The sequence below is a fragment of the Enterobacter cloacae complex sp. 2022EL-00788 genome (assembly GCF_026627565.1).
GTDB classification, from domain to species: domain Bacteria; phylum Pseudomonadota; class Gammaproteobacteria; order Enterobacterales; family Enterobacteriaceae; genus Enterobacter; species Enterobacter pasteurii.
The window spans coordinates 218704-242981 of sequence record NZ_JAPNMC010000001.1 but is presented as its reverse complement, the minus strand read 5'-3'; the positions used below and the strand labels follow the sequence as shown (position 1 = coordinate 242981).

Below are 24278 nucleotides of genomic sequence, written 5' to 3'. Positions count from 1 at the left end.
ACAGGAATCCGCACACCTGCAAGGAGAAGAATATGAGTAACGCAAAAGTTGTTGATGTCATCGTTCGCAAGACGGCAGAAAAAACGAGATTAACCGGCGAAGGAAATCTGTCGGTCTCCATTTCATCGCCGAGCGTAATTGAAATTCAGGGTTCTGCGCAGGACGTGGTGCGTTATGTCCGCCAGGGAAAAGACCTCCTTATTTATATGAAAGACGGCAGCGTCATTCGCTGCAATAACTATTTTGTCGAAGATCCGGAAACCCATAATCAGTCCGAGCTGGTATTTAACGATAGCCAGGAACTGACGCATATTTCATTTGCCGATGCCGGGGAAGCATCAGGCGCTGTCGCGACCGAATTAACCGCCCAGGCCGCACCGATTAGCAGTATTGAACCTTTCCTGGAGCAGGGAAGCGCGCTGAGCGATGCGCCGTGGGGATGGATTGCGGGCGCGGCGCTCGGCGGCGGGGCCATCGGCGCGCTGCTGGCCAGCGGGGGCGACGGTGAAACCAAAACCAGGGTTATTGATAATACGAAAGAGGTTGAGAGCGCCACTCCGACGTTCTTGCTTACGGACAACGCGGGTGACAGGCAGGGCGTGCTGAGCGCAAACGCCATCACGGATGACAACACCCCAACCTTTAGCGGCACCGGCCAGCCGGGCGCGACGATACAGGTCAAAGACAGCAGCGGAAGCACCATCGCCAGCGCCATGATCGCCAAAGACGGCACCTGGTCGGTAACCTTACCCGCCCAGAAGGATGGGGAGCATACCTGGTCGGTCGTGCAGATCGACGGCAGCAAAACCACGGCGGCCGGCAGCATTACCGTCACCGTCACCACTGCCGACGCGAGCGTGACGCTGGCGACGACGGCAGGGGATAACGTGATTAACGCCAGCGAACAAGCCGCCGGCTTTACGCTCTCCGGCAGCGCTAAAAACCTGGCGCAGGGCACGGCGCTGACCGTTACGCTGAACGGCAAAACCTATTCCGCTGAAGTGGGCGCCGACGGCGGCTGGCGCGTGAACGTGCCGGCCGCGGACGCGCAGGCGCTGGGGGACGGCACCTGGACGGTGAACGTCAGCGGCAAAGACGCGGCGGGCAACACCGTGACCGGCAGCCAGACGATTGGCGTGGATACCGCTGCGCCGACGCTTTCCGTCGATACTTTCGCGCAGGACAACGTCATCAACGCGGCGGAGCATAATCAGCCGCTGACGCTGACTGGTAAAACCAGCGCCGAAGCCGGACAAATCGTGACGGTGACGCTGAACGGTAAAAACCATACCGCGACCGTGGGCAGCGATGGCGGCTGGTCCGTCACGCTGCCCGCCAGCGAGGTGCAGTCGCTGGCGAACGGTCAGCACACCCTGACGGTTAACGTCAGCGACAAGGCGGGGAACGGCGCATCCACCACCGCGGACGTTACCGTTGATACGACGGCCCCGGTAGTGACCATCAACACCGTCGCGGGCGACGATATTCTGAACACCAGCGAGCAGGGCCAGGCGCAGATTATCTCCGGTAAGGCAAACGGTGCGGCCGCTGGCGATATCGTGACCGTCACCCTCGGCGGACAGACCTTCACCGGGGCGGTGCAGGCGGACGGCAGCTGGAGCGTCGGCATTCCTGCCTCCGCCGTCGGCGCGCTGGGGGAAGGCAAGCACGGCATTTCCGTTTCCGTGACCGACGCGGCGGGCAATACCGGCAGCGCCACGCGCGATATTACCCTGAGCGGCAACCCGCCGGAATTCACGATTGACGCCATCAGCCAGGATAACGTCCTGAATGCGCAGGAGGCCATGCAGCCGCTGAGCCTGACCGGTACCAGCAACCTGCCGGACGGCAGCGCCATCACCGTGACCCTCAACAGCGTTAGCTATGCGGCTACGGTGGCGAGCGGCGTCTGGTCCGTGCAGGTGCCGGTCTCCGACGTGCTGAACCTGGCGAACACCCTTTACACCGTCAGCGTGAGCGGCACCGACAGCGTGGGCAACAGCGGCTCCGCCGAGGCGAACCTGCTGGTTGACACCGCGCTGCCGCAGGTGATCGTCAATACCTTTGCGGGCAATAACCTGGTTAACAATGCCGAAACGGCTGTCGATCAGACCCTCAGCGGGCGCGTAACCGGCGCGGCGGCGGGCGATACGGTCTCCATTACCGTGGGCGGCAAGAGCTATACCGCCGAGGTCAGCAGCGATTTGACCTGGAGCGTGACGATCCCTTCAGCGGATCTTAAGGCGTTTGGCGATGGCGACCTGACCTTCACCGCCTCCGTCACCAACGCCCATGGCAACACCGGCACCGGCGAGCGCGATATCAGCATCAACGCCGAACTGCCGGGCCTGCGCGTCAACACCATCTCCGGTGATGACGTCATTAACGCCATAGAGCAGCAGCAGGATCTGACCGTATCCGGCTCCAGCACCCATCTGGCCGCCGGCGCGCAGATTACCGTCACCATTAATAACGTCGACTATCCTGCCGTGGTTAACGCCAGCGGCGGCTGGCAGATCGGCGTGCCGGCGGCCGATCTCCAGGCCTGGACGGCGGGCAACGTCGTCGTGCACGCCAGCGCGCAGGATGCCTGGGGCAACACCGTCTCTGCCGAGCATCCCGTCGAGCTGGACCTGAACGCCGTGGCGGTCACTATTGACGTTGTCTCAGGCGATGACCTGCTCAACGCGGCGGAAAAAGGCAGCGATCTGACCCTGTCCGGCCAGACGCAGGGCGTGGAAGCAGGCCAGACCGTGGTGGTCAAATTTGCTGACCAGACCTTTACCGCGCAGGTACAGCAGGACGGCACCTGGAGCCTGACCGTGCCCGCCAGCGCCATGGAAACTCTGATCGACGGCCGCGCGCAGATTAGCGCCAGCGTGACGAACGCCAGCGGCAATAGCGCCGATGCGGCCCGCGTGGTGACGGTGGATACGCAGCCGCCGACCATAACCATTAACAACCTGACCGACGATAACATCATCAATGCGGCAGAAGCGCAGCAGGACCTGATCGTCAGCGGCACCAGCAGCGCGCAGGCGGGCCAGACGGTCACCGTGACGCTGAACGGCAAATCGTACCAGACCACCGTGCAGGCGGACGGCAGCTGGCAGCTAAGCGTTCCGGCCGCCGACGCTGGCGCGCTGAACGACGGTAACCTCACCGTGACGGCCACCGTGAACGACGTGGCGGGCAACACCAGCAGCGCGGACCGCGTCGGCCTGGTGGATGCCACCGTGCCGCAGGTGACGATTAACGACTTTGTCACCCCCACTAACACCGTCAACCACGACGCGCATTCTCAGGCGCAGATCCTGAGCGGCTCCGTGGCCGGCGCGGCGGCGGGCGACCTGGTGACCATTACCCTCAACGGCGTGGAATACACCACCGTGGTTGACGCCGCGGGCAGCTGGAGCCTCGGCCTGCCTGCATCCGTGGTGCAGGGGCTGGCCGACGGCACCTGGACCATCAGCGTCTCCGTAACTGACCAGTCCGGCAATACGGGCAGCAGCGCGGTGGACGTGGTGGTAAATACCGTCATTCCTGACGTCGCCATCAACACGCTGGCCGCAGACGACGTGATCAACGCCGCTGAAAAAGGCGAAGCGTTGCAGATTACCGGGACCAGCAACCAGCCAGCCGGGACCACCGTCACCGTGACCCTGAACGGCATTCACTACGCGGCCACCACCGACGTCAGCGGCAGCTGGAGCGTCACCGTTCCCGCGTCCGCCGTCAGCGCGCTGGGCGAAGCGCAGTACACCGTGACCGCCAGCATCACCGACGGCGTGGGCAACAGCGCGTCTGCCGCTCACTACGTGCTGGTGGACAGCTCGCTGCCGGGAGTCACCATTAACGTTCTGGCGGGCGATAACGTGGTGAACGCCGCGGAGCTGGCGGCGGGGCAAACCCTGACCGGCCATGTTACCAACGCCGCTTCAGGTGACACTGTCACTATTGTGCTGGGCGGACAGACCTATACCGCTACCGTACAGGACGATCTGAGCTGGGGCCTGCCGTTAAGCGCAGCCCAGCTGAACGCGCTCGGCAACGGCGATCTGACCGTATCTGCCAGCGTCACGAACGGGCACGGCAATACCGGAACGTCGTCGCTGGCGTTTACGATTGATGCCCAGCTGCCGGGGCTGCGGATCGATATCGTGGCGGGCGATGACGTTATCAACGTCATCGAACACGGCCAGAACCTGATCGTCTCCGGCACCAGCACCGACCTGGCGGCGGGCAGCGCGGTGACCGTCACGATTAACGGCAAGGACTATTCTGCGACGGTGCTGGCGGACGGCACCTGGCAGGCCGCGGTGCCGGCGGCGGACGTTTCCGGGTGGGCGGACGGTTCGCTCGCCATCAGCGCCAGCGCGCAGGACGCTTCCGGCAACCCGGTGACCATCGGTACGCTTGTTGACGTTGATCTGTCGCCCGTCGCCATCAGCATCAACAGCGTCACCGCTGATAACGTGCTCAACGCGGCGGAAAAGGGCGCCGACCTCGTGCTTTCCGGCACCACCGCCGGCGTCGAGGCGGGCCAGACCGTGACCATCACCGTTGCGGGTAAAACCTATACCGCCACCGTCGAGGCGAACGGCAGCTGGACCACCACCGTTCCGGCGGCGGATCTGAGCGGCCTGAAGGACGGCGACGCCAGCGTGCAGGCGAGCGTGACCAACGTGAACGGCAACGCGGCGTCTTCCGCACGGCAATTCAGCGTGGATACCACTGCGCCGACGATCGCCGTCGATCCCATCAGCGGCGACAACATACTGAACGCGGCGGAAGCGGCGCAGGATCTGACCCTGAGCGGCACCAGCAGCGCCGAAGCGGGCCAGACCGTAACGGTATCCTTCAACGGTAACCAGTACACCGCGCAGGTACAGGCGGACGGGCGCTGGACGCTCGACGTTCCGGCGGCCGATATGGCGGGTATCGCCGACGGTAACGCCGCGGTTACGGCCTCCGTTGCCGATAAGGCGGGCAACCCGGCCAGCGCCGGTGCGACCGTGCTGGTCGACACCACCGTTCCGCAGATTACGTTCAACATCGTGGCGGGCGACGACATCGTTAATATTGCCGAGCACGGCCAGGCGCTGATCGTTTCCGGTAAGGTAACGGGCGCGCAGGCGGGCGACGTAATCACCGTTACCCTGAACGGCAAAGACTACACCGCGATGCTGGACGCGTCCGGCAACTGGAGCGTGGGCGTGCCGGCGGCGGACGTGGGCGCGCTGGCGGACGGCGGCCAGACCATTACCGCCACGATTACGGATAAAGCGGGTAACAGCTCCACCGCAGCGCACAATGTTGACGTCTCCCTGACCGCGCCGACTATCGCCATCGATACCGTCGCGAGCGACGACGTGATTAACGCGACGGAGAAAGGCCAGGATCTGCTCCTCACCGGCACCAGCAACCAGCCGGCCAATACCGCCGTTACGGTAACCCTGAACGGCATAAGCTACGCCGCAACCACCGACGCCAGCGGCAGCTGGAGCGTTACCGTTCCGGCGGCCAACGTCTCGGCGCTGGGCGAAGCGGGCTATACCGTCTCGGCGAGCGTGACCGATGCCGCGGGCAACAGCGCGAGCGCCGACCACAGCGTGCGGGTTGACGGCGCGCTGCCGACGGTGACCATCAACGCGGTAGCGATTGACGATACGATCAACGCGGCGGAGGTCGCCTCCGGACAGACCCTGAGCGGAAAGGTCAGCGGGGCGGCGAGCGGTGACACTGTCACGATTAATGTGGGCGGCAACCGCTTCACCGCCACGGTTCAGGACGACCTAAGCTGGTCGGTCAACGTGCCGTCCGACGTGCTTACCGCGCTCGGTAACGGCGATTTGACCGTGTCCGCCAGCGTTACCAACGGCGTGGGCAACACCGGCTCCGGCGCGCGCGACATCACCATCGACGCCAGCCTGCCTGGCCTGCGCGTAAATACCGTGGCGGGTGACGACGTCATCAACAGCATTGAACATGCGCAAAACCTGATTATCACCGGCTCCAGCGAGGGACTGGCAAGCGGCACCGCGCTGTCGTTGAACATAAACGGTAAAAACTATGCGGCGACGGTGCTGGCCGACGGCACCTGGACAGCAGCTATTCCGGCCTCCGACGTGAGCGCGCTTGGCGCGGGCACGGTCACCGTGACCGTCACAGGCCAGAGCACTGCGGGTAACCCGGTCTCCATCAGCCATGACGTGAAGGTCGATCTGGCGGCGGTGGCCATCAGCGTTGACGCGATTGCCGCGGACGACGTGATCAACGCCGCGGAAAAAGGCGCGGATCTGGTGCTGACCGGCACCACCACCAACGTGGAAGAAAACCAGACCGTCCACATCACCTTTGGCGGCAGGTCATACACCGCCACCGTGGACGCCAGCGGCCGCTGGACGGCGACCGTGCCGTCAGCCGACCTCGGCAGCCTGAAGGACGGGGATGCCAGCGTGCAGGTGAGCGTCACCAACGTGAACGGCAACAGCGCCTCGGCGGGGCGTGAATACAGCGTGGACGCCACCGCGCCAACGGTATCTATTGAAATTGTCAGCGACAACAACATTATCAATGCCGCAGAAGCGCAGCAGGATCTGGTCGTTAACGGCGTCACTAACGCCGAAGCGGGCCAGACCGTCACCGTGACGCTGAACGGCGTGGACTACACCACCACCGTACAGGCGAACGGCAGCTGGAGCGTGACCGTGCCGTCTGCAGACGTAGGCGCGATTACCGACGGCAACTACACCATCAGCGCCGCCGTGTCTGATAAGGCGGGCAACCCCGCCTCTGCGGATCGTGACGTGCTGGTCGATACCACCGTTCCGCAGCTGACCATTCATGCCGTTTCGGATGATGACGTCATCAACAGCGTTGAGCATGCGCAGGCGCTGATTGTGACAGGCTCCGTAACCGGCGCGGCGGCGGGCGACGTGGTCACCGTTACCCTCAACGGCAAATCGTACACCGCCACCCTGGATGCCTCCGGCAGCTGGAGCGTGGGCGTGCCTGCGGCAGACGTTAGCGCTCTGGCCGCCGGGGATCACGCCATCACCGCGGCGCTGACCGACAAAGCCGGGAACAGCGGCAGCGCTACCCGCGACGTTGAGGTCAACCTCACCGCGCCGGTGCTGACCATCGACACCGTTTCCGACGATGACGTCATCAACAGCGCCGAGAAAGCGCAGGATCTGACGATCTCCGGTACGGCTTCCGGCCTGGCGACAGGCGCGGTAGTGACCGTGATGTTGAACGGCAAAGCGTACAGCGCGATGGTCGACAGCAACGGGAAATGGACCACCACCGTTCCTGCGGATCAGGTCGGCGCGTTGGGTGAAGCGTTGTACACCGTTACCGCATCGACAACGGACAGCGTCGGCAACAGCACCAGCACGTCGCACACCGTGAACGTGGAATCCGTTCTGCCGGGGGTTATCGTCAACACCATTGCAGGTGACGACGTCATTAACGCGGCGGAGCTGGCAGCCGGGCAGACCATCAGCGGTAAGGTGGTGAATGCCGAAGCGGGCAACACCGTGACCGTGACCATTGGCGGTAACAGCTACACCGCAACGGTGCAGAGCGATCTGACCTGGTCCGTGAACGTGCCGGAATCCGTTCTGACCGCACTGGGCAACGGCGATTTGACCGTGTCAGCCAGCGTTACCAACGGCGTGGGCAACACCGGTTCCGGCGAGCGCGAAATCGTTATAGACGCAAATCTGCCGGGCCTGCGCGTGGACACCGTGGCGGGCGATGACGTGATCAACAGCATCGAGCACGGGCAGAACCTGATCGTGAGGGGCTCCAGCGATGGCCTGGCCGCAGGCGCCGCGCTGACGGTCACCCTGAACGGTAAAACCTATGCGGCCACCGTGCTGGCAGACGGCACCTGGCGCGCGGCGATCCCGGCGGCGGACGTTGGCGCACTGAGTGCGGGCACGGTTGCAGTAACCGTTGCGGGTCAGAGCAGCGCCGGTAACCCGGTTTCCATCAGCCACAATGTGACGGTCGATCTGGCGAACGTCGCCATTAGCATTGACGCGATTGCGTCAGACGACGTGATCAACGCGGCCGAGAAGGGCGCGGATCTGGTTCTCTCCGGCACCACTTCGAACGTGGAAGAGAATCAGACCGTCACCATCACCTTCGGCGGCAAGAATTACACCGCCACGGTCGATGCCGACGGTAAATGGACCGCCACGGTGCCAGCGGCCGATCTGGCGGGCCTGAAGGACGGCGACGCCAGCGTGCAGGTGAGCGTCACCAACGTCAACGGCAACAGCGCCTCGGCAGGACGCGAGTACAGCGTGGACGCTACCGCGCCGTCGGTGACCATCAGTACGATTGCGGCTGACGACATCCTGAACGCCACCGAAGCGCAGTCTGACCTGGCGATCTCCGGCACCAGCACCGCGCAAGCGGGGCAGACGGTGACCGTGAGCCTGAACGGCAAGGATTACACCGCAGCGGTGGGCTCAGACGGCAGCTGGACGCTGAACGTTCCGGCGGCAGATCTTGCAGGGTTAACGGACGGCAGCGTGACCGTGACGGCCTCCGTGAGCGATAAAGCCGGTAACCCGGCCTCGGTTGACCATAACCTGACGGTGGACGTGACCGTTCCGGCGGTAACCATTAACGTTATTGCGGGCGATGACGTGATTAACGTGGCGGAACACGGCCAGGCGCAAATCGTCAGCGGCTCCGCCACCGGCGCGGCGGCGGGCGACAAGGTCACCGTCACCATTGACGGCCAGACCTACACCACCGTGCTGGACGCGGCGGGCAACTGGAGCGTGGGGGTACCGGCGAGCGTGATTTCGGGCCTCAGCGACGGCACCGTGACCGTCACGGCGTCCGTCACCGACGCGGCGGGCAATACCGGCACCGGCACCCATAGCGTGACCGTCGACACCGGCCTGCCTTCCGTTAACTTTGGCGCCATCAGCAGCGATAACGTGCTGAACGCGGTGGAGAAAGGTCAGGACCTGAGCGTGAGCGGCACCAGCGCTAACCTGGCGCAAGGCACCGTGGTGACCGTGACCCTCAACGGCAAAAACTACACGGCGACGACTGCGGCAGACGGCACCTGGAGCCTGACGGTTCCGGCAGCGGATCTGGCCGGTCTCGGTCAGGCTAATTACACCCTGAACGCGACCGCCACCAACGGCGTGGGCAACACCGTGAGCAATACCGCGAACCTGCTAGTGGACACCGCGCTGCCGACCGTCACCATCAACACCGTTGCGGGGGACAACGTCATCAACGCCGCGGAAGTGGCGGCAGGCCAGACCATCAGCGGCACCGTGGCGAACGCCGAAGCGGGCAATACGGTGACCGTGACCATTGGCGGCAACACGTATACCGCCACGGTGCAGAGCGATCTCAGCTGGTCGGTAAGCGTGCCGTCTGACGTTCTGACCGCGCTGGGCAACGGCAGCCTGAGCGTGACCGCAGCCGTCACCAACGGCCATGGCAACACCGGCGCGGGCGAGCGCGAGATCGCTATCGACGCAAATCTGCCGGGCCTGCGCGTGGACACCGTGGCGGGCGATGACGTGATCAACACCATCGAGCATAACCAGAACCTGATCGTGAGCGGATCCAGCGACGGCCTGGCCCCGGGCACCGCGCTCACCGTGACCGTCAACGGCAAAGACTATTCCGCAACGGTGCTGGCAGACGGTACCTGGCGCGCGGCGGTTCCGGCCGCGGACGTGAGCGCGTGGCCGGAAGGCACCGTGAAAATCAGCGTTACCGGCGACAGCGCGGCGGGGAATCCGATTACCATCAGCCACGACGTCACCGTGGATCTGGCGGCCGTTGCCATCAGCATCAACGCCATTGCCGCCGACGACGTGATTAACGCGGCGGAGAAAGGGGCGGATCTTGTGCTCTCAGGCGCTACCACCAACGTGGAGGCCGGGCAGACCGTTACCCTGAGCCTGAACGGCAAAATCTACACCACCACCGTCGACGACAGCGGTACCTGGACCTATACCGTGCCGTCCGCCGATCTGGCGGGACTGAAGGACGGCGACGCCAGCGTGCAGGCGAGCGTGACCAACGTCAACGGCAACAGCGCCTCGGCGGGACGCGAGTACAGCGTGGATGCAACCGCGCCGTCCGTAACCATCAACACCCTGGCGGCCGACGACATTCTGAACGCCGCGGAAGCGCAGTCTGACCTGGCGATCTCCGGCACCAGCACCGCGCAAGCGGGGCAGACGGTGACCGTGAGCCTGAACGGCAAGGACTACACCGCAGCGGTGGGCTCAGACGGCAGCTGGACGCTGAACGTTCCGGCGGCCGACCTTGCGGGTCTGAGCGACGGCAGCGTGACCGTGACGGCCTCCGTGAGCGATAAAGCCGGTAACCCGGCCTCCGTTGACCACACCCTGACGGTGGATGTGACCGTTCCGGCGGTGACCATCAACGCCGTTGCAGGCGATGACGTCATTAACGTCACCGAGCACGCTCAGGCGCAGATCGTCAGCGGCTCCGCCACCGGCGCGGCGGCGGGCGATAAGGTCACCGTCACCATTGGCGGCCAGACCTACACCACCGTGCTGGACGCGGCGGGTAACTGGAGCGTGGGCGTTCCGGCCAGCGTCATTTCCGGCCTCAGCGACGGTACCGCGACCGTCACGGCGTCCGTCACCGACGCGGCGGGCAACACCGGTACCGGCACCCATAGCGTGACCGTCGACACCGGCCTGCCTTCCGTTAACTTCGGCGCCATCAGCGGCGATAACGTGCTGAACGCGATGGAGAAAGGTCAGGACCTGAGCGTGAGCGGCACCAGCGCTAACCTGGCGCAAGGCACCACGGTTACCGTGACCCTGAACGGTAAAAGCTATACGGCGACGACGGCGGCGGACGGCACATGGAGCCTGACGGTCCCGGCGGCGGATCTGGCGAGCCTGGGCCAGGCGAATTACACCCTGAGCGCGACCGCGACTAACGGCGTGGGCAACAGCGTGAGCAGCACCGCGAACCTGCTGGTGGACACCGCGCTGCCGACCGTCACCATCAACACCGTTGCGGGGGATAACGTCATCAACGCCGCGGAAGTGGCGGCAGGCCAGACCATCAGCGGCACCGTGGCGAACGCCGAAGCGGGTAATACCGTGACCGTATCCGTGGGCGGTAACACGTATACCGCCACGGTACAGAGCGATCTCAGCTGGTCGGTAAGCGTGCCGGAGTCCGTCCTGACGGCGCTCGGCAACGGCGATTTGACCGTCTCAGCCTCCGTCACCAACGGCCACGGCAACACCGGCACCGGCGAGCGCGAGATTACTATCGACGCTAACCTGCCGGGCCTGCGTGTGGACACCGTGGCGGGCGACGATGTGATCAACAGCATTGAACATACTCAAAACCTGATCGTCACCGGCTCCAGCGACGGGCTGGCCCCAGGTACCACGCTCACCGTCACCGTGAACGGCAAAACCTACGCGGCGTCCGTGCTGGCAGGCGGTACCTGGAGCGCGGCAATCCCGGCGGCAGACGTAGGCGCCCTGGCCGCAGGTACGGTCACCGTCACCGTGGCGGGACAGAGCAGCGCGGGCAACCCGGTCTCCATCAGCCACGACGTGACCGTCGATCTGTCAGCAGTGGCTATCAGCATTGATGCCATTGCCGCTGACGACGTGATTAACGCGGCGGAGAAAGGGGCGGATCTGGTGCTTTCTGGTGCCACGACTAACGTGGAAGAAAACCAGACCGTCACCATTACCTTCGGCGGCAAGACATATACCGCGAAAGTGGATGCTGACGGTAACTGGACCGCAACCGTGCCTTCTGCGGATCTGGCGGGCCTGAAGGACGGCGACGCCAGCGTGCAGGTGAGCGTGACCAACGCGCACGGCAACAGTGCGTCCGCGGGGCGCGAGTACAGCGTGGATGCCACCGCGCCAGCCGTCACCATTGATACGGTTGCGGGCGATAACGTGATCAACGGCGCTGAAGCCGGAGCCGGTGTGACGGTTTCCGGTACGACAACGGCCGAAGTCGGGCAAACGGTGACCGTGACGCTCGGCGGTAAGAGCTATACCGCCCAGGTGCAACAGGGGGGCGTCTGGAGCGTCAATGTTCCTGGCACCGAACTGTCCGCCATGGCGGACAACGGTTACACCGTGCAGGTCAGCGTGAGCGACGCAGCGGGGAACCCGGGCAGCGCGAGCAAGGCGATTACGCTGGACACCACGCCGCCGACCGTCAGCTTTAACGTCGTGGCGGGCGATAACGTTATTAACAGCGTGGAGCACGCGCAGGCGCAGATCGTCAGCGGCACGGCAACCGGCGCGAACGTCGGCGATAAGGTGGTCATCACCTTAGGTACGAGCCAGTACACCACCACCGTTGACGCCAGCGGTAGCTGGAGCGTGGGCGTTCCGGCCAGCGTGATTTCTGCGCTCAACGACGGCACCGTGACCCTCAGCGCGACCATCACCGACAGCGCGGGCAACAGCAGCACCCGGACCCACGACGTCGTCGTGAACACGGCCTCCGTCGCGCTGACGGTGAACGCTATCGGCGGCGATGACGTTATTAACGCCGCGGAAGCGGGCAACGCGCTGGTGATTAGCGGGTCGAGCGCGCAGTTTGCCAGCGGTACGCAGGTTACCGTGACCCTCAACGGCAAGAGCTATACGGCCACCATCCAGAGCGACGGCTCGTGGACTACCACCGTTCCGGCTGCGGACGTCGGCGCGCTGGCGGACGGCGCGCGCTATCAGGTTTCTGTATCGGCGCACGACAGCGCGGGCAACGGCGCTTCGGCCACGCACGGCATCAGCGTGGATACCACCGCGCCGGTGGTGAGCATTGCGGCGTTGTCAGGGGATGACGTGCTGAACGCGGCGGAAGCGCAGCAGCCGCTGACCGTTCGCGGCTCCTCCAGCGCGGAGGCGGGCCAGACCGTCACCGTTACGCTGGGTGGGAAAACCTATACCGCCACCGTGGCAAACGACGGCACCTGGACGCTCGACGTTCCGGCCGCCGACCTGGCTGCCCTGAACGACGGCGCGCTGACGGTGGCCGCCTCGGTTAACGACAAAGCCGGGAATAACGGCCAGACCACGCATACCTTAACGGTAGACACCACGGCGCCGACCGTGACCATCAGCACCGTCGCCGATGACGATATAGTGAACAACGCCGAGCAGCTGGCGGGCCAGACCATCAGCGGCACCACCACGGCGGAGCAGGGGCAGACGGTCACCGTCTCCTTCAACGGGCACAGCTATCAGGCGACCGTCGCGGCGGACGGGGCGTGGTCGGTCTTCGTGCCGGGCCGCGACTTCCTCGGCCTGACCGACGGGGAGTACACCATTACCGCCTCGGTGAGCGATAAGGCGGGGAACCCCGGCAGCGCATCGCGCGACGTGACGCTGAACGGCGACGTGCCGACGATCGGCATCAACACGTTTGCGCAGGACGACATCGTTAACGCCGCCGAGCACGGCACGCCGCTGGTTATCAGCGGGACCACCGACGCGCCTGCTGGCCAGACGGTGACCATCACGCTGAACGGCAAAACCTATACCGCCACCGTGCAGGCGGACGGCAGCTGGGGCTACACGCTCGGTAGCGCGGACGTGACCGCGCTGGCGGACGGCGGCTCGTACGTTATCAACGCTCAGGTGAGCAATGCCATCGGCAACGCCGCCAGCGACAGCCACACCGTCACCGTGGATCTGACCGCGCCGTCAATGGGCATCAGCATTGATTCCCTGCAAAACGACACCGGCCTGAGCGCGAGTGATTTCATCACTAACGACGGCCAGGTGGTGGTCAACGGCTCGCTGACGGCGGCGCTCGGCAATAACGAGAAGGCGCAGATCAGCCTCGACGGCGGGGCGACCTGGACTGACCTGACCGTCACCGGGACCAGCTGGCGTTACGCGGATGGTCGCACGCTGACCGACGGTACCTACGCGTACCAGGTGCGGGTGATTGATAACGCGGGGAACGTGGGGGCAACGGACAGCCAGGACGTGGTGATTGACCTGACGAAGCCTGCGGCAACGACCATAACCGTGGATGCCGTTTCGCAGGATACCGGCCTGTCCGGCAGCGACTTCATCACCAGCGACACCCAGATCAGCCTGAAGGGCACGCTCGGGGCGGCGCTCGGCAGCGGCGACCACGCGCAGATCAGCCTCGACGGCGGCGTGACCTGGACCGACGTGAGCGTGAGCGGGCTGAGCTGGACGTATGTGGACGGCCGCACGCTTGCCGACGGCGACTACAACTACCAGCTGCGGGTGATTGACGACGCGGGGAACGTCAGCGCGACGACCTGCCAGGTTGTCACGATTGATACCGTAGCGCCGGACGCCAGCAAAACGATCGCTATCGACAGCATCAGCGACGATACCGGCCTGAGCAGCAGCGACTTTATCACCAACGATACCTCGCTGACGCTGCGCGGATCGCTGGGCGCGACGCTGGCTGACGGCGAATATGCCCAGATCAGCATCGACGGCGGCGTAACCTGGCAGAACGTTATCGTCACCGGCAACAGCTGGTACTACGTGGACGGACGCACGCTGGGTAACCAGGCCTATGACTACTACTTGCGCGTGGTCGATGCGGCGGGCAACGTGGGCGCCAGCGCGCATCAGCAGGTGACCGTCGATACGGTGGCGCCAGATGCCGCGATTACGGTGACCGTGGATAACATCACCGTGGATACCGGCTTCGATAACAACGATTTCCTGACCAGCTCGACCTCGTACACCCTCAACGGCACGCTCGGGGCGGAGCTGGGGGCGGGAGAGTACGTGCAGGTAAGCATGGACGGCGGCGCCACCTGGGTATACGCCACCGTGAGCGGCACGCAGTGGCGCTATAGCGACACGCGCACGCTGACCGACGGTAGCTACAGTTACCAGGTGAGAGTCGTCGACCAGGCGGGGAACGTCGGGGCTACCACGTCGCAGGCGGTAACGGTGGACACGCAGGCGCCGCAGTACGGCATCACCATCGACAGCATCAGCGACGACACCGGGCAGTCCGGCAGTGATTTCATCACCATGGACACCACCCTGACCCTCAACGGCTCGCTCGGCAGCGCGCTTGCAGGCGACGAGCGGGTGCAGATCAGCCTCGACGGCGGCAATACGTGGATTGACGCTTCGGTGACGAACCAGGGCTGGAGCTACACCGATACCCGCGATCTGCCTGACGGGGATTACGCTTATCAGGTGCGGATTGTTGACCAGGCGGGCAACGTTGGCTCGACCGCTTCTCAGATCGTGACGGTGGATACCACGCCGCCTGACACGGTGGGAACGGTGGTCAGCTACACCGACGGGGAAGGCGAACGTCAGGGCACCTACGGCGCGTCAGTCGCGACGGATGATACCTCGCCGCTGATTAACGGTACGCTCAACCGCGCCCCGGAGGACGGTGAAATTGTGCAGCTTTACCGTGACGGGATCCTGCTTGGTCAGGTGACCATGAACGGCAGCGCCAGCTGGTCCTTCCAGGACAACGGCCTGAGCGATGGCAACCACACCTACATTGTGCGCGTCACCGATAAAGCCGGTAACTACACGGAATCGGACGGGTTTGTGCTGAACGTCGATACCAGCGTACCGACCACCACGGCGGCGATTACCGCCCAGACCACCTCCGATACCACGCCGATTGTCAGCGGTACGGTATCCGCAGACCTGGTAAACGGTGAATATCTGGTGGTGACGGTGAACGGTAAAACCTATACCTCGCAGACCGGCGGTGCGGTCGTCGTCGATCCGGATCACAACACCTGGTATCTGCAGATCCCGGACGGCGATGCCCTTAGCGTGGCGAGCTACGACGTCACGGCGCAGGTCAAGAGCAGCGCGGGCAACGGCAATACCACCGGCACGGCGACCGGCAGCCTGGTGATTGATACCACCACGGTGAATACCGACTGGGCGACCACGGCGGGGAACAGCAACAACTCGACCATGACCGTCGGCACGAACAGCAGCGGCCTGTGGAGCATCATTGCTAACAGCCAGTCTTACTCCAGCAGCGATAGCTCGACCTATGCCGGAAATACGCTGAGCAATACCCGCGGCTACTACGTGGTGAGCCAGACCGCCGCCGACTTCGACCGTAACGGCACGCAGGATATCTTCGCGACGGAGAACACCTACGCCGGCTCCACGCAGGTGATGTGGACCTACGATGGCAGCACCTATAACGCCAGCCAGCTGGCGATGGGAACCACCATCTGGTACGGCGGGGTGATGGCGTACGATAAAACCGGGGATGGCTATCTGGACCTGGCCTACGGCGATGCCGGTATGGACTCCCTGACCTACCTGGTGAACAACAACGGCGTTCTGTCGCCGGATGGCACCGGCGGTGAGGGCGGGTTCTACGGTCAGTTTGATTCCGGGCGCGAGATTTCCGGCGTCGACCTGAACAACGACGGCACGGTGGATATTGTGCAGCACACCAACCGCAGCGGCGCGTACTCGCTTACCGTGATTAACAACAACGGCAACGGTACGCTGTCCATCGGCCAGAACATGACCAACGTGTTTGTGGTGAACGCGGCGAATACCACCACGGCGGCGTCCATGACGTGGGCGGACTTCAACGGTGATGGCTACATGGATCTGTACCTGGGCAGCAGCTACAACAACACCGGTGGGGTGATTTACTACAACAACGGTGCAGGACAGTTGTCCACCACCAAGAGCGCGGTTGAGGCCTCTAACGCCTCCGCGGGCTATCTGTCGGTGGCGGTAGACTGGAACGGTGACGGGCAGATGGACATCGTTAAGCTCAGCACCTACGGCGGCTCGCAGACCGCGACGCTGTTCACCAACAACGGCTACGGCTCAAGCTGGACCTCCAGCCAGCTGGCGTCAGGGCTTGCTAACGTTACCGGCGTGGCCGCAGTGGACTACAACTGGGACGGCGCGAAGGACCTGCTGGTCTCGCAGCAAAACGGCAAGGTGGTGCTGGTGCAAAACAGCAAGACCATTGCGGACGGTACCGCGATGCATCTGCACATTGTCGACAGCGAAGGCATCAACGCCTACTACGGCAATACGGTCAACCTGTACAACGCCGCAGGCGTGCTGGTGGCCTCGCAGATCATCAACGCCCAGTCCGGTATTGGTTCGAACGATACCTCCGCGCTGGTGAGCTTCTACGGCCTGGATCCGAACGAGACCTACTCGGCAGAGATCGTGAAAATCACCAACGGCGCGTCGGATAACGTCACCTGGAGCGGCCTGGAGGCGGGCAACGGCAAAGAGGGCTACGTGCTCACCGCCGAAGCGGCCACCGGCGGCCACAGCGGAACGATTACCGGTACCGGGTATAACGACACCTTTATCGCGGAGGATGGCACCTATACCTACAACGGCTCCGGCGGCTGGAATACCCATTCCGACTATGACACCTGGAGCAACACCGGCGGAATGGACGTGGTGGATTACCGCAACGCCACGTCCGGCGTAACCGTCGATTTGCGCCTCTCAACCGCGCAGGACACCGGGTTCGGTACGTCACGACTGCTCAATATTGAAGGGATCAACGGCTCTGACTACGACGACGTCATCACCGGCAACAGCGGTGATAACCAGTTCGAAGGTCGCGGCGGTAACGACACCTTCAACATCGGCAGCGGCGGTCACGACACGTTGCTCTATAAGCTGATCAGCGCCTCTGACGCTACCGGCGGGAACGGCAGCGATGTGGTCAACGGCTTCACCGTCGGTACCTGGGAGGGGACGGCGGATACGGATCGCATTGACCTGCGCGACCTGCTGTCCGACAGCGGCTATACCGGCAGCGGCTCGGCGAGCTATGTCAACGGCGTCGCCACGCTGGACAGCAGCGCGGGCAACATCGCCGATTACATCCGCGTGGTGCAGAACGGCAGCAACACCGAGATCCAGGTTGACCTGGACGGGACGGGCGGGCAGTTCACGCCGACCACCCTGGTGACGCTAAACGGCGTGCAGACGGATCTGGCCACGCTGCTGGCTAATCATCAGCTGTTAATTGCGTAAAAACCTGCCGCGGGGAGCGATCCTCGCGGCCTTTTGCGTTTCTTTACACGAATAGCCATAACCCTATATTTCACAAGATTATTTTGCGGGTTCGTTTAGGGATCGTTCCATTACTTATCGTCCCGCAAAGGTATCATTTCAGTGCGAAATTATCGCCCTGAACAGGACGTAGCATTATGAAGACACATCCACAGTACGAACCCTGGCTGCAGGGCATGCTCATCATCGCGAAGCACTATCGGCTGGACTTTTCGGCTGAGCATGTTCGGGTAACGATTAACCACGAAAGTCACTCGCCGCGCCAGCTGGTGCTGGAGGAGATGGCGCGCCAGCTGGGGCTGGGGATGCGTATGGTGGCGGCAGAAGCGGTCTCGCTCGATCCGTGGCGTTTACCCCTGCTGGCGGAATTTACCGGCGGGCAGATTGCGGTGATTAACCGTATGGACAGCGACGGCAACGTCAGCCTGCAGTTTAGCGGCGACGGCGGCCTTGAGACGACGCTCACCCGCGAAGAGCTGGGGCCACGCCTGAAGGGGCTGATGGTGCTGCGCCCGCTGGAGTCCACGCCGGATGCCCGCGTAGACGAGTACATCAAACCGTACGAGAAGAACTGGTTCTGGCAGCTGGCGCTGAAGGACTGGCGGCGCTACGGCGACATCATGCTGGTGGCGCTGGTCGCTAACGTGCTGGCGCTCTCCGGGATGGTCTTTTCCATGCAGGTGTACGACAGGGTGGTGCCGTCGCAGTCGGAGGCCACGCTGTGGGTCCTGTTCGGCGGGGTAATGATTGCCATTGTGTTCGAGTTCATCATGCGCATGCTGCGGGTGCATATTTCGGACGTGGTGGGGAAACGCGCGGATCTGCGCATTTCTGAACGCGTGTTCGCCCACGCCCTGCGGATCAAAAACGGCGCTCGCTCAAGGTCGACCGGCTCGTTTATCGCCCAGATCCGCGAGCTGGAGTCGGTGCGCGAGCTGATCACCTCAACCACCATTGCGGCCATCTCCGATCTGCCGTTCTTCCTGCTGTTTGTCTTCATCCTGTGGATGATTGGCGGCCCGCTGGTGCTGGTGGTGCTGCTGGCCGTTCCGCTGCTGCTGATCCCCGGCCTGCTGGTACAGCGCCCGCTCGGAAAGCTGTCCAGCGAGGGGATGCGCGAATCTGCCATCCGTAACGCCACGCTGGTGGAGGCGGTGCAGGGCATCGAGGACATTAAGCTCATGCGCGCCGAGCAGCGCTTTCAGAACCAGTGGAACAACACCAACGACGTGGCTGCAAGCGTCGGCATGAAGCAGCGCTGGCTGACCGGGCTGCTGCTGACGTGGACGCAGGAGGTACAGTCCATAGTTTACGCGGTAGTGTTGCTGGTGGGGTGCTATCTGGTTATCAGCGGCGATATGACCACCGGCGCGCTGGTGGGGACCTCGATTCTGGCCTCGCGCACTATCGCGCCGCTGTCGCAGATTTCCGGCGTGCTTTCCCGCTGGCAGTCGGCGAAGGTGGCGAGAAAGGGCCTGGACGACCTGATGCAGCGCCCGATTGACGATCCTCAGCAGGGCAAAAAGGTGCACAAAGCGCACCTGCGGGGCGACTACGTTCTCGACGACGTGGGTTTTTACTATGACGAAGAAGAGAAGCTTACCGTGCTGAGCATCAGCAAGCTGCGCATTCGCGCCGGGGAGCGCGTGGCGGTACTCGGGCGCAACGGCTCCGGGAAAAGCACCTTGCTACAGCTGCTGGCGGGCATGCAGGAGCCGCAGCAGGGCAGCATTCTGCTGGACGATATCGCGCTCAATCATCTGGACCCGGCCGACGTGCGCCGCGACATGCAGCTGCTGAGCCAGCAGGCGCGGCTGTTCTTTGGCTCCGTGCGGGACAACATCCTGATGGGTAACCCGCTGGCGACGGACGACGAGATCCACCAGGCGCTGGTCAACAGCGGCGCGCTGGAGTTTGTGCGTAAGCAGAAAATGGGGCTGAACTACATCATCAATGAAGGAGGCGCGGGGCTTTCAGGCGGCCAGCGTCAGGCGCTGCTGCTGGCCCGCGCGCTGATCACGTCGCCGAATATTCTGCTGCTGGACGAGCCTACCGCCTGGCTGGACGAGGTGAGCGAAAAGCAGTTTATTCAGCACCTCAGGCAGTGGCTGGGCAAGCGCCGGACGCTGGTGGTCGCTACCCATCGTCTGCCGATTCTGGAGCTGGTGGACCGCATCATCGTGCTGGAAAACGGTAAAGTGGTGATGGACGGCCCGCGCGATGCCATCCTGCGCCAGCACGGCATGGCGCCGCAGCAGGCGCCCCAGCGTACCGTCAAACTGAAAGCGGAGGGCGTGGCATGAATGATTTCTCCCGTTTTAACAGCCGGCTGAAGGAGCCGCGCCTGCCGCGCTCCACGCTGGTGGCCTGGTCTTTGTTTGCCCTGCTGGTGGTGTTTATCATCTGGGCCAGCCTGTTCCAGCTGGATGAGGTGACGACCGGCAGCGGCAAGGTGATCCCGTCCTCCCACGAACAGGTGATCCAGTCCCTGGAAGGGGGGATTATTCACAGCCTGCTGGTGCGCGAAGGCGATATCGTCGAGCGGGGCCAGCAGCTGGCGCAGCTCGACCGCACCAAAACGGAATCCAGCGTGCTCGAGAGTGAATCCCGCCTGAATGCCGCGCTGGCAACCGCCGCGCGCCTGAAGGCCGAGGTAAACGATACGGCGCTGGCTTTTCCGGCGGAGCTGGACGATGACGTCGAGCTGGTTAAGCAGGAAACGGCGCTTTATCAGTCGCGCCGCGAGAGCCTGGAAAAAGGGCTGGCCGGGCTGCGTCAGGGAGCGGCGCTGGTGCAGCGCGAGCTGGCGCTAACCCGTCCGCTGGTTGTGCAGGGCGCGGCCAGCAAGGTTGAGGTGCTGCGTCTTGAGCGCCAGAAGAACGAGCTTGAAAATAAAATCACCGAGATGAAGAACCAGTACTACGTTCGCGCGCGTGAAGAGCTGGCGAAGGCCAACGCGGAGATCGAAGCGCAGCGTTCCGTCATGAAAGGGCGCGAAGATTCGCTGACTCGTCTGACCTTCAATGCGCCGGTACGCGGCATCGTAAAGGATATTGACGTGACGACGGTAGGCGGGGTGATCCCGCCAAACGGCAAGCTGATGAGCCTGGTCCCGCTTGACGACCAGATGGTTATCGAGGCGAAAATCTCCCCGCGCGACGTGGCGTTTATCCATCCGGGGCAAAAAGCGCTGGTGAAAATTACCGCCTATGATTACTCCATCTACGGCGGGCTGAAGGGCGAGGTGACGATGATTTCCCCGGATACCCTTCAGGACGAGGTAAAAAGGGACGTCTATTACTATCGCGTTTATATCCGTACGGAGAGTAACCACCTGACGAACAGGCAGGGTAAAGCATTTCCGGTGTTTCCGGGCATGATAGCCACCGTCGATATCAAAACCGGCAGTAAATCGATTATTGATTATCTGCTGAAGCCGCTCAATAAGGCAAAAGAGGCGCTGCGCGAGCGATAAAAAAGGCGTTCGGCAAGCCGAACGCCGGTGAGATTAGTATGCGGACGTCATGTTGGGGGCATGGCGTCGTTCTTTTGGCACCACGTTGATGTAATGGGTGACATAGGCGAAATAGAGCCCGGCATAATTTTCGACAAGCTCAATAAATGCCGGGTAGACCGACATCCGGCCGTCGCCGCGATCTTTTAGATAACCCGCCTCCTGCGCCGACTTGATAATCCGGTTAACGTGAATACGCGAAACAAAAAATTCTTTTGCCAGCGTGCTGGCTGAATACGCAATGGTTGCGCCGTGTGCGGTTTTATTATCAATGGCCTGTAAGTAGAGATACAGCATAATCATGCGGCCGCCATCTTTATCAATAAATAACCCGACCTCAGGAAGTACTTTTCTGAACGTTAATCCCCGGAAAAGATATTCCGCAGCCCGCCGGAAAAAGTTGTGTCGTAAAATGTCATTATCCAGCAGGTTAACGTTTATATTGAATGCCGGATAAAGAATGCTCACGGGCGTAAATGCCCCGGACATATAGCGCTTAAGCTCATCGAGTCCCTTATCCGTAGGGGCGATTTTTGTCTTTCGTCGATCTTCGGTGCAGCGCCAGGTCTTAATTCGCCCGGTGGTTTTCAGTATTGTGATGATCGCGATAACGCTGTTAGGGCTGGCGATATTATAGCGGGAGCACAATTCCTTAATTTCTGAAACTGACTCGGCCTGATTGCCAAAAACAAAACAACACATAGACAGTATTATATTGAAGCGTGATTCCTGAAGCATCGTCTTGTAGAACAAGGGCTGTTTTTTATAGATGGCGTCATTAATTCTGTAGTGCTCTTTTATGGCTTCGCTAAATCGCGGGTTGTGCTTAATGACATCCCGTCGATGTAACAAGGCCCTGGATGAGATATGATTATCCATAGCATTTTCTCTTTTTATATGAGCCGATAAGATGAAGTGTCCGCTCTTCTTTTTCGGAATTTTCATTATACCTTGAGAAAGTCCCGGATACTTACGTTATATGAAAAGAAAGTTATATTTATACGGCTTATGGATGCGCCGGTTGATTAACCCAAAGATGTTCCGGTGCTTAACATTGATAACGGTTTATTAACCTTAGGGGGTGCGGTAAAATAATGTTGTGCAACGCGAATTATTGATTTTTATCCCCAGCGGGAATGACATCTTCATTCTCAGGAGCAGGTTATGCCTCAACATTTATCTTCACTGAACGACGCGTGTTCTGAGCAACGATTTGTTATTTCATCCTGCGCCTTTACCTTCCAGGGGTACAGCCAGCTCCTTCAGGCCCGTGGCGTAAACGTCACGCGCCTCCGTTTTGAAGAGGATGAGGTGTGTTCGGCTGATGTAAGTAAAATGGCATATAATCAATCAGTTACCATTTCTGTTTTTCTTGGTCGCGACGTTGCCGCCTTTCTTGAAAGCCTGAAGCGGCTGGTATCCGTGCTTAATGCGCTGCCCGCTGTTTCCGGCGTCACGCTGTATGGTGCAGTGCCTGAAAGGTGGCTCTACGCCACGCTGAAAAGCCTCGTCAGTAATAAAAAAATGCTCTCCAGGATCCGCATAGCGAATATTTCAGAGGTCATAGATAAGTTAACGAATAATTCGAACGGCCAGGCACGTTCGTCACGCCTTTTGCGTGACGTTCCCGATAATGGAGAAAAAGAAAATGTGCATGGCTTAACGAAGCGTGAGCTGGACGTATTGCTGAACTTTTATCGAGGGGTTTCAATTAAGGCGTTATGCGTGAAGCTGGGCGTGTCGGATAAAACCGTCTATAGCCATCGTAAGGTGGGTTTAACCAAGCTGCATCTTATTCGGCTGTGGTTTAACGATTCGCGCGTATTCAGGGATGAAGTTTATATTGCGCCTGATAATCAGCAGGCCTTTTCAGAAGCGGAAGTGGCGGTATTACAGGCGCTGCACAAGCGGGAAATCTTTGCGGCATATCAGATTATTACCGACGGCGATAAAAAAGGGGTAGGGTTTGAAATTTTGCTGCGCTGGAATAAAAACGGAGAAATTATTAAGCCGGGCCGGTTTCTTAGCGGCATAAAAAACGCCGAAATATGGCTAAAGCTGACGGCGCTGGCGATCCACGCTGCCGTATCCGGCATCAATAAATACAACGGTAAATATTATTTTTCTGTGAATATACCGCCCCAGCTGGCGTCCGGAAACGCGCTGCCGGGCATGGCGAAAAAAGCCGTTGAGATGTTACTTAAGGCTCAATGGGCCGAAAAGCTCGTCTTTGAATTAGCGGAAACCGTTGACGTCACGAAGGATAAAAATATACCCGAAACGCTTCAGCGCTTACGCAACGCTGGCTGTCGTTTGTTTCTGGATGACTGTTTTTCACGAGATCACGCCATGTTTCCCGTCAGACAGGTTCACTTTGACGGTCTTAAGCTCGACCGGGATATCGTCGAGGCGTTCGTCGCTAACGATAATGAATATAATATTATTAAGGCGATACAGATTTATAGCGATCTGACGGGCGGGGAATGCGTTGCGGAAGGGGTGGACAGCGAGGAAAAATTTGAAAAGCTTGTCGCATTAGGCGTTAAGCGCTTCCAGGGATACTATTTTTCCCGGGCGGTAAAAGAAGAAGAGTTAGATCGTATGGTGCGATTATTTAGCTAGCGGTATGCTGGTGGAAGAATAAAAGCAGGCTTTTAGTTAACCACCAGCATTTAAAACGGAGACTC

The 24278-nt window shown here is 61.6% G+C and carries 5 protein-coding genes; 4 read left to right on the top strand and 1 reads right to left on the bottom strand.

What is annotated here, in order from left to right; genetic code table 11:
* Positions 1-32: 32 nt before the first annotated feature.
* From OWK27_RS01105 to OWK27_RS01095, 3 genes are all read left to right on the top strand, one after another.
* On the top strand, positions 33-18038 hold the full coding sequence (locus OWK27_RS01105; protein ID WP_267589609.1) for an Ig-like domain-containing protein: 18006 nt from the start codon (positions 33-35) through the stop codon (positions 18036-18038).
* A gap of 176 nt (positions 18039-18214) precedes the next feature.
* Positions 18215-20380 carry a type I secretion system permease/ATPase gene (locus OWK27_RS01100; protein WP_267589608.1) on the top strand — a complete coding sequence of 722 codons (2166 nt, stop codon included), beginning with the start codon at positions 18215-18217 and terminating at the stop codon, positions 20378-20380.
* On the top strand, positions 20377-21552 hold the full coding sequence (locus tag OWK27_RS01095; protein ID WP_267589607.1) for an HlyD family type I secretion periplasmic adaptor subunit: 1176 nt from the start codon (positions 20377-20379) through the stop codon (positions 21550-21552). Before OWK27_RS01100 ends, OWK27_RS01095 begins: the two co-directional genes overlap by 4 nt.
* A gap of 33 nt (positions 21553-21585) precedes the next feature.
* On the opposite strand, the gene OWK27_RS01090 is transcribed toward OWK27_RS01095, so the two are convergent.
* Complete coding sequence (locus tag OWK27_RS01090; protein ID WP_148419560.1) at positions 21586-22470, bottom strand: MarR family transcriptional regulator; 885 nt, start codon at positions 22468-22470, stop codon at positions 21586-21588.
* Between the two features lie 285 nt (positions 22471-22755).
* Between OWK27_RS01090 and OWK27_RS01085 the strand changes: the two genes are divergently transcribed.
* Positions 22756-24213 carry an EAL domain-containing protein gene (locus OWK27_RS01085; RefSeq protein ID WP_267589606.1) on the top strand — a complete coding sequence of 486 codons (1458 nt, stop codon included), beginning with the start codon at positions 22756-22758 and terminating at the stop codon, positions 24211-24213.
* Positions 24214-24278: the final 65 nt, after the last annotated feature.

What these genes read in the sequence shown, in the direction of transcription:
- OWK27_RS01105 (WP_267589609.1), top strand. Translation starts at nt 33, where the DNA reads ATGAGTAACGCAAAAGTTGTTGATGTCATCGTTCGCAAGACGGCAGAA.
- OWK27_RS01090 (WP_148419560.1), bottom strand. Translation starts at nt 22,470, where the DNA reads ATGGATAATCATATCTCATCCAGGGCCTTGTTACATCGACGGGATGTC.
- OWK27_RS01100 (WP_267589608.1), top strand. Translation starts at nt 18,215, where the DNA reads ATGAAGACACATCCACAGTACGAACCCTGGCTGCAGGGCATGCTCATC.
- OWK27_RS01085 (WP_267589606.1), top strand. Translation starts at nt 22,756, where the DNA reads ATGCCTCAACATTTATCTTCACTGAACGACGCGTGTTCTGAGCAACGA.
- OWK27_RS01095 (WP_267589607.1), top strand. Translation starts at nt 20,377, where the DNA reads ATGAATGATTTCTCCCGTTTTAACAGCCGGCTGAAGGAGCCGCGCCTG.